The organism is Kitasatospora sp. NPDC091335 (assembly GCF_044757205.1).
GTDB lineage: Bacteria > Actinomycetota > Actinomycetes > Streptomycetales > Streptomycetaceae > Kitasatospora.
The window spans coordinates 32,673-57,164 of record NZ_JBIVUM010000007.1; the positions used below are offsets into that span (position 1 = coordinate 32,673).

Below are 24,492 nucleotides of genomic sequence, written 5' to 3' on the forward strand. Positions count from 1 at the left end.
CGGGCCGCTCAGTCCAGGTCGCCGTTGCCCAGCTCCTCCCGGACCAGGTTGAGCAGTTCCTCGTCGTCCGCGGCGTCCAGGAGGTCGGCGATGGTGTCCTCCTCCTCCGCCGGGGCCCCGGTGGCCCAGCGGGCCAGGAAGGCCTGGAGGCGCACGGCGACCCTGGTGCGGGACAGCTCGTCGGGCGGGCTGACGGCCATCGCCGCCTCCAGGCCGTCGAGCATCCCGAGCAGCGGCTCGACGTCCGTGCCCGACTCGGCGCCCGGCAGGGTGCTGTGCAGGCGGGCCGCCAGCGCGGCCGGGGTCGGGTGGTCGAAGACGATCGTCGCCGGGAGCGGGACCCCGCACTCCCCGGCCAGCCGGTTGCGGAACTCGACGGCCGTGAGCGAGTCGAAGCCCAGGTCGCGGAACGGCCTGGTCTCGTCGATGCCTTCGGCCGAGGAGTAGCGGAGCACCTCGACCAGGACGTCCCTGATCAGCTCCAGCAGGACGGCCGTCCGCTCCTTGGCGTCCAGCCCCGCCAGCCGGACGCGCGGCGCGCCGCCGTCCGCCCCGCCGTCCTCCGCCCCGCCGTCCTCCGCCGGCGCCGGCCCGGCCGGGGCCAGGGCGTCGGCGGCCTCGGGCAGGTCGCCCAGCAGCGGGCTCGGCCGGCCCGAGGTGAAGGCGGGCGCGAAGCGGGACCAGTCCACGTCGGCGACGGTCAGCGCGGCCGCGCCGCCGTCCACCGCCGCCGCGAGGGCCGAGAGCGCGAACTGCGGGTCCAGCGGCGTCAGTCCGCGGCGGCGCAGGAACTCCTCCGCCCCGTCGCCCGCCATTCCGCCGCCCGCCCACGGGCCCCAGGCGACCGAGGTCCCGGCAAGACCGCGGTCGCGCCGGTTCCTGGCCAGGGCGTCCAGGTAGGCGTTGCCGGCCGCGTAGAGGGCCTGGCCGCCGCTGCCCCAGGTGGCCGCGATGGAGGAGAACACCAGGAACAGCTCCAGGTCGGCCGCCGCGGTGAGCTCGTCCAGGTGGGCGGCGCCGTCGACCTTGCCGCCGGTGATCCTCGCGATGTCCTCGGCGCCGGTCTGCGCGAGCATCGCCGACTGGGCGACCCCGGCGGCGTGGACGACGCCGATCAGCGGACGGTCGGCCGGGACGGCGGCCAGCGTCGCCGCCAGCGCGTCCCGGTCGGCGGCGTCGCACTCGGCGACCGTCACCCGGGCTCCGGCCGCCGTGAGTTCGGCGGTCAGCTCCTCGGCTCCCGGGGTGCGGGAGCCGCGCCGGCTGGTGAGGACCAGGTCGGTGACGCCCCGGTCGACCAGCCAGCGGGCGACCACCGCGCCCAGCGCGCCGGTGCCGCCGGTGACCAGCACCGTGCCGGGCCGCGACGGCCGCCACGGCGCCGCCGGGGCCTGACCGGTGTCGGTGCGGTCCTGACCGGCGTCGATACGGACCCGATCGGCGTCGGTGCGGGTCAGCCGGCGGACGAGCACCCGGTCGCCGCGCAGGGCGAGCTGGTCCTCGCCGGTGCCGCCGTCGAGGACGGCCGCGAGGGCGGTGAGGGTGCCGGAGTCCGGCTCGGCGGGCAGGTCGACCAGCCCGCCCCAGCGCCGCGGGTGTTCCAGCGCGGCGGCCTGGCCGAAGCCCCACAGCTGCGCCTGCTCGGGGTGGGTGACCCGGTCCGCCGCGTCCACGGCCACCGCGCCGCGGGTGACCATCCACAGCGGCGCCTCCACCTCCGCGTCGCCGAGGGCGTGCATCAGCAGGAGGCTGCGGGTCAGCCCGGTGGGCAGGTAGACGACCCCGCGCGCCTTCTCGGCGGCGGCGCGCAACCGGTCCGCCAGCTGGTCCCGGTCGAGGTCGCCGATGGCCAGCCGGACCGGTTCGGTGTCGGCGGGCAGCTCCGCGAGCACGGAGTCGGCGAGCGCGGTGTCCGCGGACGTGGCGTCCGCAGGCGTGGTGTCGTCCGAGCCGTCGGTGACCAGCAGCCAGCTGCCGTCCAGCCGCGCCGGGGCGACCTCGACCGGCTTCCAGTCGACCCGGTAGAGGCAGTCGTCCAGCGTCGGGGCCGCGCCGGAGGCCCGGCCGGCCGCCGGGAGCGGCAACCGCGGCCAGTACCGGTCCCGTTGGAAGGCGTACGTCGGCAGGGCCACCCGGCGCCCGGCGGGCAGGACGGCCGTCCAGTCGGCGTCGGCGCCCGCCGTCCAGATCCTGGCGAGCGCTTCGACGGCGGTGTCCCGGTCCGCGCGGCCCTTGCGCAGCAGCGGCGCGAAGGTGCCCGCCGCGACGGACTGCTGTGCCAGCCCGCACAGCACGCCGTCGGGGCCGAGTTCCAGGTACCGGGTGACGCCCTGCCCGGCCAGGTGCGTGACGCCTTCGGCGAAGCGGACGGCCTCGCGGACCTGCCGGACCCAGTAGTCCGGCGTGGACAGCAGTCCGGGTTCGGCGATCGTGCCGGTCAGGTTGGAGACGACCGGGATGCGCGGCTCGGTGAAGGTCAACCCGGCCAGGACAGCGGCGAATTCGGCGAGCATCGGCTCCATCAGCGCCGAGTGGAAGGCGTGCGAGACGCTCAGCCTCCGGACGCGTCGGCCCTCGGACTTCCAGCGCTCGGCCAGCTCGTCGACGGCCTCCGCCGGGCCCGAAACCACCACCGAGGAAAGCCCGTTGACGGCGGCGACGTCCAACCGGTCACCGATCTCCGCGCGCACCTCGGCCTCGGCGGCCTGGACGGCGAGCATCGCGCCGCCCTCCGGCAGCGCCTGCATCAGCCGCCCGCGCGCCGCCACCAGCGCGCACGCGTCGGCCAGCGAGAACACCCCCGCCACATGGGCCGCCGCCACCTCGCCGATCGAGTGCCCGAGCAGGAAGTCCGGTACCACACCCCAGGATTCCAGCAGCCGGAAGGACGCGACCTCGACCGCGAACAGCCCGGCCTGCGCCCACACCGTACGGTCGAGGTACTCGACGCCCCCGAACACCACGTCCTTCACCGGACGGTCCAACAACAGGTCCAGTTCCCCGCAGACCGCGTCGAAGGCCTCCGCGAACACCGGGAACGCCCCGTACAACCCGGCGCCCATCCCCACCCGCTGCGCGCCCTGACCGGTGAACAGGAACGCCGTACGGCCCTCGGCCGCGACGCCCGACACCAGCGCGCCGGACGGCCGGCCGGCGGCCAGGGCGCCGAGCGGGGCGTCCCGGTCGGCGCCGAGCACCACCGCGCGGTGCTCCAGCCCGGCCCGGGAGAGCAGCGACCTGGCCACGTCCTCGGGCCGCGGGCCGGCCTGCCGCGCCGTGAAGGCGCGCAGCCGCTCGGCCTGGCCGGCCAGCGCCTTGGCGGAGCGCCCGGACAGCAGCCAGGGCAGCACGGCTCCGGCTTCGTCGGCCTGCGGATCCGACGTGGTGTCCGGAGCCGGAGCCGGAGCCGGCGCCGCCGGAGCGGCCTCCAGGATGACGTGGGCGTTGGTGCCGCTGATCCCGAAGGAGGACACCCCCGCCCTGGCCGGCCGGTCCACGGCGGGCCACGGCCGGCGGTCCGTCACCAGCTCCACCGCGCCCGCCGTCCAGTCCACCTGCGGGGTCGGCTCGGCGACGTGCAGGGTCGGCGGCACCGTGCCGTGCCGCAGGGCGAGCACCATCTTGATCACCCCGGCGACGCCGGCCGCCGCCTGGGTGTGCCCGAGGTTGGACTTCACCGAGCCCAGCAGCAGGGGCTCACCGGCGCGGTCCTGGCCGTAGGTGGCCAGCAGCGCCTGGGCCTCGATCGGGTCGCCGAGGCGGGTTCCGGTGCCGTGCGCCTCCACCACGTCCACGTCGGCGGCCGAGAGTCCGGCGTTGGCCAGGGCCTGCCGGATCACCCGCTCCTGCGAAGGACCGTTGGGGGCGGTGAGACCGTTGGACGCGCCGTCCTGGTTGACCGCGCTGCCCCGCACCACGGCGAGGATCTCGTGGCCGTTGCGGCGAGCGTCGGAGAGTCGCTCCAGCAGCAGCACGCCGACGCCCTCGCCCCAGCCGGTGCCGTCCGCCGCGGCCGAGAAGGCCTTGCAGCGGCCGTCGGCGGCCAGCCCGCCCTGCCGGTCGAACTCGGCGAACACCACCGGGGTGGACATCACCGAGACGCCGCCCGCGACGGCCAGTTCGCACTCGCCGCTCCGCAGTGCCTGCCCCGCGAGGTGCAGGGCGACCAGCGAGGAGGAGCAGGCGGTGTCCACCGTCATCGCCGGGCCTTCGAGCCCGAACGCGTACGCCACCCGGCCGGAGAGCACCGACGCGGCGTTGCCGGTGACGACGTGGCCGTCCACGTCCTCCTCGGAGGCGGCGAGGACCAGCGGGTAGTCCTGGCCGTTGGTGCCTGCGAAGACGCCGACCGGCCGGCCCCGCATCGCCTGCGGGTCCACTCCGGCGGACTCGAAGGCCTCCCAGGACGCCTCCAGCAGCAGCCGCTGCTGGGGGTCCATCGCCAGGGCCTCGCGCGGCGAGATGCCGAACAGGCCTGCGTCGAACTCCGCCACGCCGTCCAGGAATCCGCCCCGGGCGGCCGCGTCCACGCCGGTCCAGCCGGTCTCCCAGCCGCGGTCGGCGGGGATGCCGGTCATCGCGTCGACGCCGTCGGACAGCAGTTCCCAGAGCGCCTCCGGCGAGCCGGCGCCGCCGGGGAAGCGGCAGGCCATGCCGACGATCACGATCGGCTCGTCCTCGGCCCTGGCGCCGCCCACCGCCTCGGCCCTGGTGCCTCCCGCCGCCTCGACGGCACCGCCGGGCTCGGCCGCGCCGAACAGCCGCTCGGCCAGGTTGCGCGCCAGCGCGGCCGGGGTCGGCCGGTCGAAGACCAGGGTGGCGGGCAGCGCGAGGCCGGTCCTGGCGGTCGCCAGGTTCCGGAACTCCACCGCCGTCACCGAGTCGAACCCGAGGTCGCGGAAGGCCTGTTCGGCGCCGACCGCGTCCGGTGAGCCGTGGCCGAGCACCGCCGCGGCCCAGGACCGTACGGCGTCCAGCAGCAGTCCGGGGCGCCTGGTCTCCGGCGCGGCCTCCAGTTCGGTCCTGAACTCCGCCGCCCGCCCGGTGCCCCGGGCGGCGCCGGCGGCGGCCTCGGCGGCCTCCGGCAGGTCGGCCAGCAGCGCGCTGGGCCGCAGCCCGGCCAGGCCGGCCGCGAACAGCGGCCAGTCGACGTCGGCGACCACCAGGGTGGCCTGGTCGTGGCCGATCGCCCGGGCCAGCGCCGTGACGGCGAGCGCCGGGTCCATCGGCGGCAGGCCGCCGCGGCGCAGCCGCTGCACCAGGGCCGGATCGGCCGCCATCCCCTCGTTCGCCCACGGGCCCCAGGCGACCGAGACACCCGGCAGACCGCGCTCGCGCCGCCCGGCCGTCCAGGCGTCCACGAAGGCGTTGGCGGCGGCGTAGTTGCCCTGCCCGGCGCTGCCGACGGTGCCGGCCAGCGAGGAGAAGACGACGAAGAACTCCAGCTCGTGGCCCCGCGTCAGCTCGTCCAGGGCGACCAGGCCGGCCGCCTTGGCGGCCAGCACCGTCCGGAGGCGTTCCGGGGTGAGGGAGTCGAGGGTGCCGTCGTCCAGCACGCCGGCGGCGTGCACCACGCCGGTCAGCGGGCGGTCCTCCGGGATCGCGGCGAGCACCTCGGCCAGCGCGGCCCGGTCGGTCACGTCGCAGGCCGCGACCACGGCCTCGGTGCCCTGCTCCGCCAACTCGGCGACCAGGCCCGTCATGCCCGGCGCGTCCGCGCCGCGACGGCCGGTCAGCACCACCCGGGCCACGCCGCTCCCGGCCAGCCAGCGGGCGACGGTGGCGCCCAGCGCACCGGTCCCGCCGGTGACCAGGACGGTCCCCTCGACGGCCGGCGACCAGGCCGGCGATCCGGACGGCAAACCCGACGGCGAGCCCGACGGCGAGCCCGACGGCGATCCGGTGCCCGTTCCGGACGGCGCGCCCTGTCCCGCGGCCGCCCTGACCAGCCGGCGTCCGTAGGTGCCCGAGCCGCGCACGGCCACCTGGTCCTCGCCGGTGCCGCCGGCCAGCACCGCGGCCAGCCGGGTGCCCGCCCTGGCGTCCGGTGCGGACGGCAGGTCGATCAGGCCGCCCCAGCGGTCCGGGGACTCCAGGGCCGCGACCCGGCCCAGGCCCCAGACCTGCGCCTGTCCGGCGTCGGCGGCCGGGTCGGAGCGGCCGACTGAGACCGCGTGCTCGGTCAGCGCCCAGAACGGGGCGCTGACGCCCGCGTCGCCGAGCGCCTGGAACAGGGCCAGGGTGAGTTCCAGGCCCTGCGACAGCGCGGCGTCCTCGGCCGGCGCCCCGGTGAGGGCGGCGAGTGACACCACGCCCGTCACCGTGCCCGCGTCGAGGAGCTGTGCGGCCAGGTCCGTCCGGTCGGTGCCGGCGGGCCGGAACGGCACCGGCTCGGCTCCCGCCGCGCGGATCGCCGCCGCCACCGCCTCGGCGAGCGGGTGCGCCGCACCGGCGGGCGGGAGCACCAGCAGCCACCGGCCGGTCAGCGCCGGAGCGGCCGCCCCGCCGGTGAGCGGGCGCCAGGTGGCCTGGTAGCGCCAGGAGTCCACCACCGAGTCGACCCGGCGGCGCTGCCGCCACGAGGAGAGCACCGGCAGGGCCGCGCCGAGCAGCCCGGCCGGGTCGGGGGCGTCCAGCAGCTCGGCCAGGTCGCCGAGGTCCTCGCGCTCCACGGCGTCCCAGAACCTGGCGTCCACCGTGTCCCCGGCCGCCACGGGACCGGACGCGCCGGTCCGCGGCCAGAACCGCTGCCGCTGGAAGGCGTACGTCGGCAGCTCCACCCGCCGCCCCGCGGGCAGCACCGCGGACCAGTCGGCCTCGGCTCCGTCGGCCCACAGCCGGGCCAGCGCCCGCAGCGCGGTCAGGGAGTCCTCCCGGCCGCGGCGCAGCAGCGGGGCGAACACGCCGTCCGCGACGGTCTGCTGGGCCATCGCGCACAGCACGCCGTCCGGTCCCAGCTCCGCGAACCGGGTGACACCCTCGCGGTGCAGGGTCTCGACGCCGTCGGCGAAGCGGACGGCCTCGCGGACCTGGCGCAGCCAGTAGTCGGGGGTGGTGAGCAGCCCTGGCCCGGCCGTCGTGCCGGTCAGGTTGGAGACGATCGGAATGCCCGGCTCGGCGAACTCCAACTCGGCCAGGACGGCGGCGAATTCGGCGAGCATCGGCTCCATCAGGGCCGAGTGGAAGGCGTGCGAGACGGTCAGCCGGCGGGTACGGCGCCCCTCGGACTTCCAGCGCTCGGCGAACTCCTCGACGGCCTCCGCCGGGCCCGAAACCACCACGGAGGTGGGCCCGTTGACGGCGGCGACGTCCAACCGCTCGCCGATCTCCGCGCGCACCTCGGCCTCGGCGGCCTCGACCGCCAGCATCGCGCCGCCCTCCGGCAGCGCCTGCATCAGCCGGCCCCGCGCCGCGACCAGCGCACACGCGTCGGCCAGCGAGAACACCCCGGCGACGTGTGCCGCGGCGATCTCGCCGATCGAGTGGCCGAGCAGGAAGTCCGGTACCACGCCCCAGGATTCCAGCAGCCGGAAGGACGCGACCTCGACCGCGAACAGCCCGGCCTGGGTCCACCCCGTCAGGTCGAGATCGGTGCCCTCGAACACCGCCTCGCCGAGCGGCCGGTCGAGCCGGAGGTCCAGCTCCGCGCGGACCGCGTCGAAGGCGTCCGCGAACACCGGGAAGGTCTCGTACAGTCCGCGCCCCATGGCGGCGTACTGCGAGCCCTGGCCGGTGAACAGGAAGGCGGTGCGGCGGTCGGCGACCGTGCCGGTGACCAGGGTGGCGTCGGGTTCGCCGGCGGCCAGCGCGGCCAGGCCGCGCAGGAGTTCGGCGTGGTCGGCGCCGACGACCACGGCCCGGTGGTCCAGGTCCGCCCGGCTGCCGGCCAGCGACCAGGCGACGTCCCGGACGTCCGCGCCCGGTGCGACGAAGGCGCGCAGGCGCTCCGCCTGGTCGCGCAGGCCCTCGGCGGTCTTCGCCGAGACCGTCCAGGCGGGCAGCGCCGGTGCGGCGGCCGGCTCCTCGGCCGGGGTGGCCGGCACGCTCTCCAGGATGACGTGGGCGTTGGTGCCGCTGATGCCGAAGGAGGAGACGCCCGCGCGGCGCGGTCGCTCGGCCTCGGGCCACGGACGGGCCTCGGTGAGCAGTTCCACCGCGCCGGCCGACCAGTCCACCTGCGGGCTGGGCCGCTCCGCGTGCAGGGTGGCCGGGAGGACGCCGTGGCGCATCGCCTGCACCATCTTGATCACCCCGGCGACGCCGGCGGCGGCCTGGGTGTGGCCGATGTTGGACTTGACGGAGCCGAGCCAGAGCGGCTCGCCGGCACGGTCCTGGCCGTAGGTCGCCAGCAGCGCCTGGGCCTCGATCGGGTCGCCCAGGACGGTGCCGGTGCCGTGCGCCTCCACCGCGTCCACGTCGGCCGGGGACAGCCCGGCGCTCGCCAGCGCCTGGCGGATCACCCGCTGCTGGGCGGGGCCGTTCGGCGCGGTGAGGCCGTTGGAGGCGCCGTCCTGGTTGACGGCGCTGCCGCGCAGCACGGCCAGCACCCGGTGCCCGTTGCGCCGGGCGGTGGAGAGCCGCTCGACCAGCAGGACGCCGACGCCCTCGCCCCAGCCCGTACCGTCCGCGCCGGCGCCGAAGGACTTGCAGCGGCCGTCGGAGGCCAGCCCGCCCTGGCGGTCGAACTCGCCGAAGGCGGCCGGGGAGACCATCACCGTCACACCGCCGGCCAGGGCGGTCTCGCAGTCGCCCTCGCGCAGTGCCTGCGCCGCCCAGTGCAGCGCGACCAGGGAGGAGGAGCAGGCGGTGTCGACGGTGACCGCCGGGCCCTCCAGGCCGAAGGTGTACGCCACCCGGCCGGAGATCACGCTGTTCGCCGATCCGGCCAGGAGGTGGTTCCTCGCCTCCTCCAGGCCTCCGACGGCGTTGTAGCCGGAGTTCGAGGCGCCGACGAAGACGCCGATCTGTCCGCCGCGCACCGAGCGCGGATCGATCCCGGCGTCCTCGAAGGCCTCCCAGGAGGCCTCCAGCAGCAGCCGTTGCTGCGGGTCCATCGCCAGCGCCTCACGCGGGCTGATGCCGAACAGGGCCGCGTCGAACTCGGTCGCGCCGTCGACGAAGCCGCCGCGCGCCGCCTCGGCGGCGATGCCCTCGACCGGCCAGGCGCGGTCCGCCGGGAAGCCGGTCACGCCGTCCACGCCGGCGGCGACCAGCTCCCACAGCTCCGCCGCCGAGCGCACCCCGCCCGGGTAGCGGGCGCTCATACCGACGATCACCACCGGATCGTCCGGGGCGGGGGCCGGTCCGACGGGTGCCTCCGCGGCCCCCGTGGGCGCGGACTCCGGCAGTTCTCCGGCCAGTTCCGCGGCCAGGTGGGCGGCCAGGACGGCCGGCGTCGGGTAGTCGAAGGCGAGGGTGGCGGGCAGTGCCAGCCCGGTGTCCCTGGTCAGCAGGTTCCGCAGGGCCACCGCGGTCAGCGAGTCGAAGCCGAGGTCGCGGAACGCCTGCCCGGCGTCCACGGCCTCCGCCGAGGCGTGGCCGAGGACGGCGGCGGCGCAGGACCTGACCAGGTCCAGCAGCATCCGCTCGCGGCGCGCGGCCGGGGCCGCCGCCAGCCGGGCCGGGAACCCCGAGGCGTCCTCGGCGGCCGCGGTCTCCGGCGTCAGGGCGGCGGCCGCCTCCGGCAGGTCCGCGAGCAGCGGACTGGTCCGTGCGGTGGCGAACAGCGGCGCGAACAGCGTCCAGTCCACGTCGGCCACGGTCACGCAGGCCTCGTCGCCGTCCACGGCGCGGGCCAGGGCGAGCACCGCGAGCCGCGGGTCCATCGCGGCCAGGCCCCGGCGGCGCAGCTGTTCGGCGGCCTCACCCCGGGCGGCCATGCCGCCGCCGGCCCACGGGCCCCAGGCGACCGAGGTGCCGCGCAGGCCCTCCGCCCTGCGGCGCTGCACCAGGGCGTCGAGGTGGGCGTTGGCGGCCGCGTAGACGGCCTGGCCGCCGCTGCCCCAGGTGGCCGCGATCGAGGAGAACACCACGAACAGGTCGAGGTCCGACCCGGCGGTCAGCTCGTCGAGGAGCCCGGCGCCGACGGCCTTGCCGTCGAGCACCCTGGCGATCTCCGTCCGGTCGGTGCCGGCGAGCGGCACGGCGCCCTGGGCGACACCGGCGGCGTGCACCACGCCGGTCGGCCGGTGCTCGGCGAGCAGCGCCGCCAGCCCCTCCCGGTCGGTCGCCCCGCAGGCGGCCACCACCACCTCACTGCCCAGCTCCGAAAGCTCCGCCACCAGCTCGGCGACGCCCGGCGCCTCCGCGCCCCGACGACTGGTCAGCACCAGCTTCGGCACCCCCCGACCGGCCAGCCAACGCGCCGTCTCGGCACCCAGCGCACCCGTCCCACCGGTCACCAGCACCGGCCCCGACGGCACCCACGGCGCGGCGGGCACGGTGTCGGAGGCGGCGCGGACCAGGCGGCGGCCGTACACCCCGGCGCCACGGACGGCGACCTGGTCCTCGCCGGTGCCGCCGCCGAGGACGGCCACGGCGCGCCTGGCCGACGGCGGGTCGAGCACGGCCGGGAGGTCGATCAGCCCGCCCCAGCGCTGCGGGTGCTCCAGCGCCGCGACCCGGCCGAGGCCCCAGAGCCGGGCCTGGGCGGGGTCGCGCAGCGGGTCGGAGCGGCCGGTCGAGACGGCGCCGGCGGTGGCCAGCCAGAGCGGGGCGTCGACGCCCGCCTCGCCCAGTGCCCGCAGCAGGCCGACGGCGTCGGCCACCGCGTCGTCCGACGGGAGCAGCGCGACGACGCCGGCGGCGTCGGCGGGCGGGGCGTCGAGGTCGAGCGGGAGCACCTCGGCCCCGGCGTCCCGCAGCGCGGCGGCCAGGGCGGCCCCCGGCTCGGAGCCTTCCGGCGCGGCCAGCAGCCAGGTGCCGGAGAGCGCGGCCCCGGCGAGCCCGGCGAGGGGCTTCCAGGTCGCCCGGTAGCGCCAGGAGCCGATCACCGCGTCCTGCCGGCGCGACCGCCGCCAGGAGGAGAGCACCGGCAGGACGGACCCGAGGTGCTCGGGCGCCCCCTCGATGTCCAGGGTCTCGGCGAGCCCGTCCAGGTCCTCGCGTTCGACGGCCGCCCAGAACCGGGCCTCGTCCGGGTCGGCCGCGGTGTGCGTCGGCTCGGCCGCCTCGGGCCAGTACCGCTCGCGCTGGAAGGCGTAGGTGGGCAGCGGTACCCGCCGGGCGGCGGGCAGCAGGGCAGGCCAGTCGATCTCGGCGCCGGCCGTCCAGAGCGTGGCCAGGGCGGTGCGCAGTGTCTCCCGCTCGTCCCGGTCCCTGCGCAGCAGCGGTACGCCGGCCGTGTCGGGGGCGCTCTGGCCGGCGAGTGCGGTCAGCACCCCGTCCGGGCCGACCTCGACGAGGCGGGTGGCGCCCTGGCGGCGCAGGGTGTCCACGCCGTCGGCGAAGCGGACCGCTTCGCGGACCTGGCGCACCCAGTAGTCGGGGGTGGACATCAGCCCTGGCTCGGCGAGTTCCCCGGTCAGGTCGGAGACCATCGGGAACTGCGGCTCGTTGAAGGTCAACTCGGCCAGGACGGCGGCGAATTCGGCGAGCATCGGCTCCATCAGCGCCGAGTGGAAGGCGTGCGAGACGGTCAGCCGGCTGGTCTTGCGGCCCTCGGCCTTCCAGCGTGCGGCGAACTCGTCGACGACCTCCGCCGGGCCCGAAACCACCACGGAGGCGGGCCCGTTGACGGCGGCGACGTCCAGCCGGTCACCGATCCCGGTACGCACCTCGGTCTCGGCGGCCTGCACGGCGAGCATCGCGCCGCCGCCCGGCAGCGCCTGCATCAGCCGGCCCCGCGCCGCGACCAGCGCGCACGCGTCGGCCAGCGAGAACACCCCGGCGACGTGCGCGGCCGCGATCTCGCCGATCGAGTGCCCGAGCAGCAGGTCGGGGACCACCTGCCAGGACTCCAGCAGCCGGAACAGCGCCACCTCGACGGCGAACAGCCCGGCCTGCGCCCACACCGTACGGTCCAGGTCCTCCGCGCCCTCGAACACCACGTCCTTCAGCGGCAGGTCAGGGCCGAACTCCGCGCAGACGGCGTCGAAGGCCTCGGCGAACACCGGGAACGCCCCGTACAGGCCCTTGCCCATCCCGACGCGCTGCGCCCCCTGGCCGGTGAACAGGAACGCCGTCCGGCCCTCCGCCACCACCCCGGAGACCACGCCGCCGGAGGGACGGCCCTCCGCCAGCGCCGCCAGGCCGTCCAGCATCGCCGCCCGGTCGCCGCCGAGCACGACGGCGCGGTGGGCCAGCCCGGTGCGTCCGGTCGCCAGTGACCGGGCCACCTCCTCCGGGCGGGCGTCCGGCTCCAGCCACCCGGCCAGCCGGGCCGCCTGGGCCCGCAGGCCCGCCGCGCTCTGCGCCGACACCACCCACGGGGTCGGCTCCTGCGCCGGTGCGGCCGGCCCGGCCGCTTCCTCCGCCGGCGCCTCCTCCAGCACCACGTGGGCGTTGGTGCCGCTGATGCCGAACGAGGACACGCCCGCGCGGCGCGGCTGTCCGGCCTCCGGCCAGGGCCTGGCCTCGGTCAGCAGCTCGATCGTTCCCGTCGACCAGTCCACGTGGGAGGTCGGCCGGTCCGCGTGCAGGGTGGCGGGCAGCACGCCGTGCCGCATCGCCTCCACCATCTTGATCACCCCGGCGACACCGGCCGCGGCCTGGGTGTGGCCGATGTTGGACTTCACCGAGCCCAGCCGCAGCGGCCGGTCGCCGGGCCGGTCCTGGCCGTACGTCGCCAGCAGGGCCTGGGCCTCGATCGGGTCGCCGAGCCGGGTACCGGTGCCGTGTGCCTCCACCGCGTCGACCTCGGCGGCCGACAGCCCGGCACTGGCCAGTGCCTGACGGATCACCCGCTCCTGCGAGGGCCCGTTGGGCGCCGTCAGACCGTTGGACGCGCCGTCCTGGTTCACGGCCGAACCCCGCACCACCGCGAGCACCCGGTGCCCGTTGCGGCGGGCGTCCGAGAGCCGCTCGACCAGCAGCAGGCCGACGCCCTCGGACATCCCGGTGCCGTCCGCGTCCTCCGAGAAGGCCTTGCAGCGCCCGTCGGAGGCCAGGCCGCCCTGCCGTTCGAACTCGGTGATCACGCCCGGCGTGGCGAGCGCGGTGACCCCGCCGGCCAGCGCGAGGTCGCACTCGCCGTTGCGCAGGGCCTGCACGGCGAGGTGCAGGGCCACCAGTGAGGAGGAGCAGGCGGTGTCGACGGTGACCGCCGGGCCCTCCAGGCCGAACACGTAGGCCAGCCGGCCGGAGGCGACGCTGGTCGCGTTGCCGGTCATCAGGTGGCCGATCGCGCCGTCCGGGATGCGGGTGCCGAGCCCGTAGTGGGACGCGGCGGCGCCGACGAAGACGCCGGTGGAGCGGCTGCCGGGAGCGGCGGGGACGATGCCCGCGTCCTCGAAGGCCTCCCAGGCGGTCTCCAGCAGCAGCCGCTGCTGGGGGTCCATCGCGAGGGCCTCGTGCGGCGAGATGCCGAACAGCCCGGCGTCGAAGTCGGTGGCGCCGTCCACGAATCCGCCCCTGGCGGCCTCGCCGGCGACGGTGTCCTGCGCCCAGCCGCGGTCAACCGGGAAGGCGGTGATGCCCTCCTCGCCCGCGGCCACCAGCCGCCACAGGTCGGCCGGGGAGGCGACGCCGCCGGGCAGCCGGCAGGCCATGCCGACGATCGCGACCGGATCGCCGGGAGCGGCGGTCGGCACCGGGGCGGTGGGGACGGGCGCCGGGGCGCTGTCGCCCAGCAGCCGGGTGGCCAGGTGGTCGGCGAGCGCGGTGGGGTTGGGGTGGTCGAACACCGCGGTGGCGGGCAGCCGCAGGCCGGTGGCGCTGTTGAGCCGGTTGCGCAGCTCGACCGCGGTCAGCGAGTCGAAGCCGAGGTCGCGGAAGGCCTGCCGGGCGCCGATCGCCTCGGCGTCGGCGTAGCCCAGCACGGTGACGGCGTTGCCGCGGACCAGGTCCAGCAGCAGCTGCCGACGCTGGCTCGCGGAGGCGCCGCGCAGCCGGCCGGCCAGGGTGGCGCCGTCGCCGGCCTCCCGTTCGGCGGCGCGCCGCACGGCGGGCCGGATCAGGCCGCGCAGCAGCGCGGGGACCTCGCCGCCGACGGTGCGGTCCAGGACGGTCGGGACGAGGTGCGCCGCGGGCGCGGCGGTGGCCGCGTCGAAGAGCGCGAGGGCCTGCGCGGTGCCCAGGCCGGTCCCGAGCCGGTCGGGGCGGGCGGCGGCCCCCGGGTTCAGGTGCCTGGTCATCGTGCTGGCCTCCTGCCAGAGGCCCCAGGCGAGGGCCTGGCCGGGCAGGCCGAGGGCGCGCCGGTGGGAGGCGAGGCCGTCCAGGAAGGCGTTGGCCGCCGCGTAGTTGGCCTGGCCGCCGCTGCCGAAGGTGGCCGAGGCCGAGGAGTACAGCACGAACAGCGCGAGGTCGGTGCCGGCGGTGAGTTCGTGCAGGTTGGCGGCGGCGTCGACCTTCGGCCGCAGCACGGCCTCGACCCGCTCCGGGGTCATCGCCTCGAACACACCGTCGTCCAGGACGCCGGCCGCGTGCACGACGCCGGTCAGCGGGTGCTCGGCGGGGATCCGCGCGAGCAGCGCGGCCAGCGCGTCCCGGTCGGCGGCGTCGCAGGCCGCGACGGTCGCCTCGGCACCCAACTCCGTGAGCTGCTCGACCAGTTCGGCCGCGCCGGGGCTGTCGGCGCCGCGCCGGCTGAGCAGCAGCAGGTGCCGTACGCCGCGTTCGGTCACCAGGTGGCGGGCCAGCAGCCCGCCCAGGGTGCCGGTGCCGCCGGTGATCAGCACGGTGCCCTCGGGGTCGAGCGGCGCCGGGACGGTGACCACGTTCTTGCCGACGTGCCTGGCCTGGCTCATGAAGCGGAACGCGGCGGGCGCCTCGCGGACGTCCCAGGCGGTGACCGGCAGCATGGTCAGCGCGCCCGCGTCGAACAGGGCGACGATCTCCGCGGTGATCTCGCGCACCCGCTCCGCGCCCGCCTCGGCGGGGTTGAACGCCCGGTACCGCGCGCCCCGGTGGTCGGCGGCGACCCGCTCGGCGTCGCGCGGGTCGGCCTTGCCCATGTCGGCGAAGCGCCCGCCGTCGGCGAGCAGCCGCAGCGAGGCGTCGACGAACTCGCCGGCCAGCGAGTTGAGCACCACGTCCACGCCGCGCCCGCCGGTGGCGGCGCGGAACGACTCCTCGAAGTCCAGGTCGCGGGAGGAGGCGAGGTGGGCGTCGTCCAGTCCGGCGGCTCGCAGCACGTCCCACTTGCCGGCGCTGGCCGTGCCGTACACCTCCAGGCCCAGATGGCGGGCGAGCTGGACGGCGGCCATGCCCACGCCGCCGGCCGCGGCGTGCACCAGCACCGACTCCCCCGGCCTGGCGGCGGCCACGTCCACCAGACCGTAGTAGGCGGTGGTGAACGCCACCGGTACGGCGGCGGCCTCGGCGAAGGTCCAGTGGGCCGGCATCCGGGCCAGCAGCCGGCGGTCGGTGACGGCCCGGTTGGCGAAGCCGCCGCCGTCGAAGTGGCCGAACACCCGGTCCCCGGCGGCCAGGTCGGTGACCTCGGCGCCGACCTCCAGGACGACACCCGCGGCCTCCGCTCCCATCACCGCGTGGTCGGGGTACATCCCGAGGGTGATCAGGACGTCGCGGAAGTTGACGCCGGCCGCGCGGACGGCCACCCGGACCTGTCCGGCGCCCAGCGGGGCGTCGGCCTCGGGGACGGGCACCAGGGCGAGGTTCTCCAGGGTGCCCTGGGCGGTGACGTCCAGGCGCCAGGCACCGGTCCCGTCGGGGGCGGCGAGGACCTCGGCGGCGCTCTGCCGGGCGAGCCTGGGCACCCGGGCCCCGCCCTCGCGCAGCGCGAGCTGCGGCTCGTCGTCGACGGTGGCCCAGGCCTGCCAGTCGGCGTCCCCGCCGACCGGGTCGCGGTCCAGCAGCAGCACCCGGCCCGGGTGCTCGGACTGCGCCGAGCGCAGCAGGCCCCACACCGCGGCGCCGGCCAGGTCGGTGACCGGCTGGCCGGGGGCGGCCGGGACCGCACCGCGGGTGACGACCACCAGCCGGGCCGCGGCGAAGCGGTCGGCGTCGAGGAACTCCTGGACAGCGCACAGGACTTCGGTGGTGGTCCGGCGCACGGCCGGGGCCTCGGCAGGAGCGGGCGGCACGCTCAGCACGACCACCGGGGGCTCGGCGCCTGCCTCGACGGCGCCGAGGTCCCGCCAGGCCGCGGTGTCGGGCCGGGCCGGGGCCTGGCGCGGCAGCGGGGACCAGTCGACGGTGAACAGGGCGTCGTGGACGGCGCGTTCGCCGGCCCGCCGGACTGAGTCGGCGGCGAGTTCGCGCAGGGTCAGCGACGCGATGCCGACCACCGGCGCGCCGGCCGGGTCGGCGGCGTGCAGGGCGATCCCGTCGGGACCGGCCGTCAGCGCCACCCGGAGCACGGTGGCCCCTGCGGCCTGGAGACTGACGCCCTCGAAGGAGAACGGCAGCCGGGTGCCGGTGCCGGGCTCGGCGGTGAGCGAGACGGCGTGCAGGGCGGAGTCCAGCAGGGCGGGATGCACCCCGTAGCCGTCGGCCGGGACGTCCGACGGCAGCGCGACCTCGGCGTAGACGGTGGCGCCGTCGCGCCAGGCGGCGCGCAGCCCCCGGAAGGCGGGGCCGTAGCCGAAGCCGACCGTGGTCAGCGCCGCGTAGAAGCCCTCGACCTCGACCGGCTCGGCCCCGGCGGGCGGCCACACCGAGAGGTCGGGCCCGTCCTGCGGCGCGGCGGCCGGGGCGAGCACGCCGGTGGCGTGGCAGACCAGCTCGGTGCCGGCGGCGTCCGGCCGGGAGAACACCTCGAAGGTGCGGCTGCCGGTGCCGTCGGCGCCGCCGACGCTCACCTGGACCGCGACGCCGCCCGCCGCGGGCAGCACCAGCGGTGCCTGAAGCACCAGTTCGGCGAGGTGGGCGCAGCCGGCCTGCTCGCCGGCCCGCAGGGCCATCTCGACGAACGCGGTGCCGGGCACCAGCACGTCGCCGCGCACCGCGTGGTCGGCCAGCCAGCCCTGGCCGGCCGCGCTCAGCCGCCCGGTCAGCAGCAGGGCGTCGCCGGGCAGCGGGACGGCGGCACCCAGCAGGGCGTGGGCGGTGACGACCTGGCCGACCGTGGCCAGGTCGCCCGCGGCCACCACGGACCGCGGCCAGTAGCGCTCGCGCTGGAAGGCGTAGGAGGGCAGTTCGACCGTGGGCCCGGCGGGCACCGCGGGGGTGAAGTCGACGGCCGCACCGGCCGTCCAGGCCTCGGCGAGGGCGGCCGACAGCTGGGCGGGGCCGCCGTGGTCGCGCCGCAGGGTGCCCAGCGCGGCTGCGTCGACGCCGGCCGCGTCGGCGGTCTCCTGGACGCCGAGGGTGAGCACCGGGTGCGGGCTGCACTCGATGAACACCGTCCGGCCGTCGGCGAGCAGGGCGCGGACGGCCTGCTCGAAGCGGACGGTGGAGCGCAGGTTGTCGTACCAGTACCGGGCGTCCATCCGCGCGGTGTCGATCGGCTCGCCGGTCAGCGTGGAGTACAGCGGGATCCGGGAGGCCACCGGGGTGATCCCGGCGAGGTCCGTCAGGACCCGTTCGCGGACCCGCTCGACCTGGGCGGAGTGAGAGGCGTAGTTCATCGGGATGAGCCGGGCCCAGGTGCCGTCGGCCTCGCAGAGCGCCAGCAGCTCCGCCAGGGCCGCGGGCTCGCCCGAGACCACGGTCGAGGACGGGCCGTTGTGCGCGGCCACCGAGAGCCGTCCGTCGTACGGTGCGATCAGCTCCCGCGCGCGCTCCTCGTCGACCGCCAGCGCCGCGATCGCGCCGCCGCCGGCCAGTTCGGTCAGCGCCAGGCCGCGCAGGGCGACCGCCTTGGCGCCGTCCTCCAGGGTCAGGGCGCCGGCCACCACCGCGGCGGCGATCTCGCCCTGGGAGTGGCCGACCACGGCCGAGGGCTCGACCCCGTACGACCGCCAGACCTCGGCCAGCGAGACCAGGATCGCCCACAGCGCCGGCTGGACCACCTCCGTCCTGGCGAGCTGCTCCTCGTCGTCCAGGACCTCGGTCAGCGCCCAGTCCGTCCAGGGTGCCAGGGCCGCCGCGCAGGCGGCCATCCGCTCGGCGAACACCGGTGAGGCGTCCATCAGTTCGCGGGCCATGCCGACCCACTGGGAGCCCTGGCCGGGGAACACGAACACCACGTCGCCGGGCACCGTCCGGCCCCGCACCACGCGCTCACCGCCGGAAGCGCCGGAGCCGCCCGTGCCATCGGAACCGTCGGAGCCCTCGGAGCCGTCAAGGGCGCCGAGGCCGTCCAGCAGGGCGGCGCGGTCGGTGCCGAGCACCACGGCGCGGTGCTCCAGGGCGGCCCTGGACAGCAGCGAGCGAGCGACGTCGGACACCTCGAGGCCGGGCCGGCCGGCCGCGAACTCCCGCAGCCGCCGGGCCTGGGCGGCCAGCGCGGCCGGGGTCCTGCCGGACAGCAGCCAGGGCTGCGGCCCCTCGGCGACCGGGGAGCCGGCGGGCCCGGCCGGCTCGGCGGCCGGTGCGGCCTCCAGGATGATGTGGGCGTTGGTGCCGCTGATGCCGAAGGAGGAGACGGCGGCGCGGCGCGGCCGGTCCGCCTCCGGCCAGGGCCTGGCCTCGGTGAGCAGTTCGACCGCGCCGGCCGACCAGTCCACGTGCGGGGAGGGCTCGTCCACGTGCAGGGTCGCGGGCAGCACGCCGTGCCGCAGTGCCTCCACCATCTTGATCACCCCGGCGACGCCCGCGGCGGCCTGGGTGTGGCCGATGTTGGTCTTCACCGAGCCGAGCCAGAGCGGCTCTCCGGTGCGCTCCCGGCCGTAGGTGGCGAGCAGGGCCTGGGCCTCGATCGGGTCGCCGAGCCGGGTGCCGGTGCCGTGCGCCTCGACCGCGTCCACGTCGGCGGTGGTGAGGCCCGCGTCGGCCAGGGCCTGGCGGATCACCCGCTGCTGGGAGGGGCCGTTCGGGGCGGACAGGCCGTTCGAGGCGCCGTCCTGGTTGACCGCGCTGCCCCGGAGCACGGCGAGCACCCGGTGGCCCTTGCGGCGGGCCTCGGAGAGCCGCTCCAGCACCAGCACGCCGACGCCCTCGGCCCAGGAGGTGCCGTCCGCGGCGGCGGCGAAGGCCTTGCAGCGGCCGTCGGCGGCCAGGCCGTTCTGCTTGTCGAACTCGGCGAACACCCCGGGGGAGACGATCACCGCGACGCCGCCGGCCAGCGCCATCCCGCACTCCCCGCGGCGCAGTGCCTGCGCCGCCAGGTGCAGGGCGACCAGCGAGGAGGAGCACGCGGTGTCGATGGTGACGGCGGGGCCCTCCAGGCCGAAGGTGTACGACACCCGGCCGGACAGCACGCTGCTGACGGTGCCGGTGAGCAGGTGGCCCTCGACGTTGGCGGGCATCTCCATGCCGAGGCCGTAGCCGGAGGAGGAGGCGCCGATCATCACGCCGGTCGACGAGCGGCCGAGCGAGAACGGGTCGATGCCGGCGTTCTCGAACGCCTCCCAGACCGCCTCCAGCAGCAGCCGCTGCTGGGGGTCCATCGCCAGCGCCTCGCGCGGCGAGATGCCGAACATGCCGGCGTCGAACTCGGTGGCGTCGTCCAGGAAGCCGCCGCGCCGGACGTACGAGCCGCCCTCGGGCCAGCCGCGGTCGGTGGGGAAGTCGCCGACGCCGTCCCGGCCTTCGGCCACCAGCTCCCACAGCTGCCCGGCGGAACGGACGCCGCCGGGGTAGCGGCAGCTCATGCCGACGATCGCGATCGGCTCGTCGTCCACCGCGGCCGTCACCGGTGCCCGTGGCGGAGCCTCCTCGGCCGTGCCGAACAGCTCGCCGAGCAGGTGCTCGGTCAGCGCGGCGGGCGTCGGGTGGTCGAAGACCAGCGTCGCGGCCAGCCTCAGGCCGGTCTCCTCGCCGAGCCGGTTGCGCAGTTCGACGGCGGTCAGCGAGTCGAAGCCCAGGTCTCGGAAGGCCCGGCGCGGCTCCACCGCCTCGGTGGTCGGGCGCCCGAGGACCAGCGCGGTGCGGGCCCTGACCACCTCCAGCAGCAGGCGCGAGCGCTCGCCCTCGGGCGCGGCGGCGAGCGCGTCCCGCAGTTCCGAGGAGACGGCGGGCGCGCCTGCGGTGCCGGTGGTCCCGGCCGTCTCGGCCAGTTCGCTCAGCAGCGGGCTGGGCCGGCCGGAGGCGAACGAGGGCCCGAACCGCTCCCAGTCGACGTCCGCGACGGCCACGCAGCCCTCGTCCCGGTCGACGATCCCGGCCAGGGCCAGGATCGCCGTCGTCCGGTCCAGCCCGGACAGGCCGCGGCGGCGCAGGAAGTCCTCGAAGTCAGCGTCGTCGGCCATGCCGGCCTGGGCCCAGGGGCCCCAGGCGACCGAGGTCCCGGCCAGGCCGCGGGCCCGGCGGTTCTCCACCAGCGCGTCCAGGAACGCGTTCCCGGCCGCGTAGGCGCCCTGGCCGCCGCTGCCCCAGAGGCCGGCGATCGACGAGAACACCACGAACAGGTCGAGGCCGTCGGTCAGTTCGTCCAGCAGCGCGGCGCCGGCCGCCTTGCCGCCGATCACCTCGGCGACGGCCTCAGGGCCGGTCTCCATCAGCGGACCGGGCGAGCCGACTCCGGCGGTGTGCACCACGCCGGTCAGCGGGTACTCGGCCGGGATGCCGGCCAGCAGCCCGGTCAGCGACTCCCGGTCGGTCACGTCGCAGGCGGCGACCGTCACCCGGCTGCCCAGCGCGGTCAGTTCGGCCACCAGCTCGTCCACGCCCGGCGCGGCCGGGCCCCGGCGGCTGGTCAGCAGCAGGTGCGGCACGCCCCGGCCCGCCAGCCAGCGCGCCGTGTCCCCGCCGAGGGCGCCCGTCCCGCCGGTGATCAGGACGGTGCCGCCGGTGTTCCACTCCTCGGCGGGCCTCTCGGGCAGCGGCGCCCTGACCACCCGGCGGACGAGCACCCGCTCCCCGCGCAGGGCCAGCTGGTCCTCCTCGCCCGCGGCGGCGAGGAGCGCGGCCAGCCGTCGGCCGTCCTCGGCGGTCAGGACGGGCGGCAGGTCGATCAACCCGCCCCAGCGGTCCGGCTGTTCCAGCGCGGCGACCCGGCCGAGGCCCCACAGCAGCGACTGCTCGGGGGCCTGCGACCCGTCCTCGTCCCCGGTGGAGACCGCGCCCCGGGTCAGGCACCACAGCGGGGCCCGCGAGCCCACGTCGCCGAGCGCCTGGAAGAGCAGCAGCAGGGCGGCGAGGTCGCCGGGCACCGGCAGCCCGCCGGCGGCGGAGCCGGCCAGGAACACCACACCGGCGGGGTCCTCGGTGGCCAGCCGCTCGGCGAGGGCGGCCAGGTCGCCGGCCGCCGTCAGGGTGGTGACCTGCGCCCCGGCCTCCCGCAGCGCCGCTGCCACGGCTTCGGCCGGGCCGCCCTGGCCGGGTGCGGTCTCGGCGGGTCCGGTCTCGGCGGACACGGCCTGGTCGGGTGCGGCCTCGGCGGCGGTGACGAGCAGCCAGGTGCCGGACGGCCCGGCGGCCTCCGGCACCGCCAGCGGCTGCCACTCCACCCGGTAGCGCCAGGAGTCGACGACCGCCTCCTGCCGGCGCGAGCGCCGCCACGCGGAGAGCGCGGGGACGACGCCGTCCAGGACCTCCGGGGTGTCCGCCAGCCTCAGGGTGGTGGCCAGTTCGGAGACGTCGGCGCGCTCCACGGCCGCCCAGAACCGGGCGTCCTCGGGGGAGCCGGGCGCGTCGAGCGGCACGTCGGGCCAGAAGCGTTCGCGCTGGAAGGCGTAGGTCGGCAGGTCCAGCCTGCGGCCGGCCGGCAGGACGGACCGCCAGTCGAGCTCGCCACCGGTGGTCCAGAGGACGGCCAGGGCGGTCAGGGCGGTCTCGGCCTCGTCCCGCTCGCGGCGCATCAGCGGGGCGAAGGTCCCGTCGGCGGCCGACTGTCCGGCCAGACCGGACAACACGGCGTCCGGGCCGAGTTCGACGAACCTGGTGACCCCCTGACGGCCCAGGGTGTCGACACCGTCGGCGAAGCGCACGGCCTCGCGGACCTGACGCAGCCAGTAGTCCGGGGTGGTGACCAGCCCTGGCCCGGAGAGTTCGCCGGTCAGGTTGGAGACCAGCGGGATCTGCGGCTCGGCGAAGGTCAACTCACCGAGCACGGCGGCGAATTCGGCGAGCATCGGCTCCATCAGCGCCGAGTGGAACGCGTGCGAGACAGCCAGCCGGCTGGTCTTGCGACCCTGCGCGGACCACTCGGCCGCGAACGCCTCCACCGCCTCGACGGGCCCGGAAACCACCACGGACGTCGGGCCGTTGACCGCCGCGACGTCCAGCCGGCCACCGACCTCCGCACGCACCTCGGCCTCGGCGGCCTGCATGGCGAGCATCGCGCCACCCTCCGGCAGCGCCTGCATCAGCCGGCCACGCGCCGCCACCAGCGCACACGCGTCGGCCAGCGAGAACACCCCCGCCACATGGGCGGCGGCGATCTCACCGATCGAGTGCCCGAGCAGGAAGTCCGGTACCACACCCCAGGATTCGAGCAAACGGTACGACGCGACCTCGACCGCGAACAGCCCGGCCTGCGCCCACACCGTACGGTCCAGATCCTCCGCGCCCCCGAACACCACGTCCCTGAGCGGCCCGCCCAGGTCGAACCCGGCGCAGACCTCGTCGAAGGCCGCCGCGAACACCGGGAACGCCTCGTACAGGCCCTTGCCCATCCCGGCCCGCTGCGCACCCTGCCCCGTGAACAGGAACGCCGTACGGCCCTCGACCGCGACGCCCGACACCACACCGGCCGCGGGACGGCCCTCCGCCAGCGCCGCCAGGCCGTCCCGGTCGGCCCCGAGCACCACTGCCCGGTGGGCCAGTCCGGCCCTGGTGGTGGCCAGCGACCAGGCCACCTCGCCCGGGTCGGTGTCGGGACCGAGCCATCCGGCCAGCCGTGCCGCCTGGGCTCGCAGCGCCTGCGCACTCTGCGCTGACACCGGCCAGGCCACCGGACCGGACGCCGCCGCCGGCGGCTCGGCCCCGGCCCCGGTGCCGGCTTCGGCCTCGACCTCGGCGGGGCTCTCCTCGATGAGCACATGGGCGTTGGTGCCGCCGACGCCGAACGCGGAGACGCCGATCCGCCGGGTCCGCTCGGCCTGCGGCCAGGGGCGGGCCTCGGTCAGCAGCTCGACGCCGCCGCCCGTCCACTCGACGTGCGGGGTCGGGGCGTCCACGTGCAGGGTGGCCGGCAGCAGGCCGTGGCGCAGCGCCAGCACGCTCTTGATCATGCCGACGGCACCCGCCGCGGCCTGGGTGTGCCCCACGTTGGACTTCAACGAGCCGAGCAGCAGCGGCCGTTCGGCGCTCCGGCCGCGCCCGTAGACGGCTTGCAGCGCCTCGGCCTCGATCGGGTCGCCGAGCCGGGTGCCGGTGCCGTGCGCCTCGACGGCGTCCACGTCGGCCGGTTCCAGCCGGGCGTTGGCGAGCGCCTGGCGGATCACCCGCTCCTGCGAGGGACCGTTGGGGGCGGTGAGGCCGTTGGAGGCACCGTCCTGGTTGACGGCGCTGCCGCGGACGACCGCCAGCACCTCGTGGCCGTTGCGGCGCGCGTCGGAGAGCCGCTCCAGCAGCAGCACGCCGACGCCCTCGCCCCAGCCCGTGCCGTCCGCCGCGGCGGCGAAGGACTTGCAGCGCCCGTCGGCGGCCAGGCCGCCCTGCTTGCCGAACTCGCCGAAGGCCGCCGGGGTGCTGATCACCGCGACGCCGCCGGCCAGCGCCAGCCCGCACTCGCCCTGGCGCAGCGACTGGACGGCCAGGTGCAGCGCGACCAGCGCGGAGGAGCAGGCGGTGTCCACCGTGACGGCCGGGCCCTCCAGGCCGAACACGTACGAGAGCCGGCCGGAGAGCACCCCGCTCGCGGTGCCGGTCAGGTGGTAGCCCGCGGTGTTGTCGGGCAGCCGGCCGACGCCGTCGTAGCCGGACGGGGAGGCGCCGACGAAGACGCCGGTCTCGCTGCCCGCCACGGACCGCGGATCGATGCCCGCCCGCTCGAAGGTCTCCCAGGCGACCTCCAGCAGCAGCCGCTGCTGGGGGTCCATCGCCAGCGCCTCGCGCGGGTTGATGCCGAACAGTTCGGCGTCGAACTCGGTCGCGTCGCCGATGAAGCCGCCCCGGCGGGCGTAGTCCCGGCCCCCGGGGAAGGACTCCTCCCAGCCGCGGTCGGTCGGGAACCCGCCGATCGCGTCGGTGCCGTCCGCGACCAGCCGCCACAGGTCCTCGGGGCCGGTGACGCCGCCGGGCAGCCGGCAGCCCAGCGCGACGATCGCGATCGGCTCGCGGGCCGCCGCCTGGATCTCCCGGTTCTGCCTGCGCAGCCGGTCGACCTCCTTGAGTGAGGCCCGGAGCGCTTCGACCGCCTTGTCACCGCGGGTGTTCATCGATTTC

Annotated in this window: 1 protein-coding gene; it reads right to left on the reverse strand. The window is 76.9% G+C overall.

Annotated features, from left to right (window positions below; all coding sequences use genetic code 11):
* Positions 1-8: 8 nt before the first annotated feature.
* Positions 9-24,485 carry a type I polyketide synthase gene (locus tag ACIQOW_RS17295; RefSeq protein WP_401085376.1) on the reverse strand — a complete coding sequence of 8,159 codons (24,477 nt, stop codon included), beginning with the start codon at positions 24,483-24,485 and terminating at the stop codon, positions 9-11.
* Between the last annotated feature and the right edge of the window lie 7 nt (positions 24,486-24,492).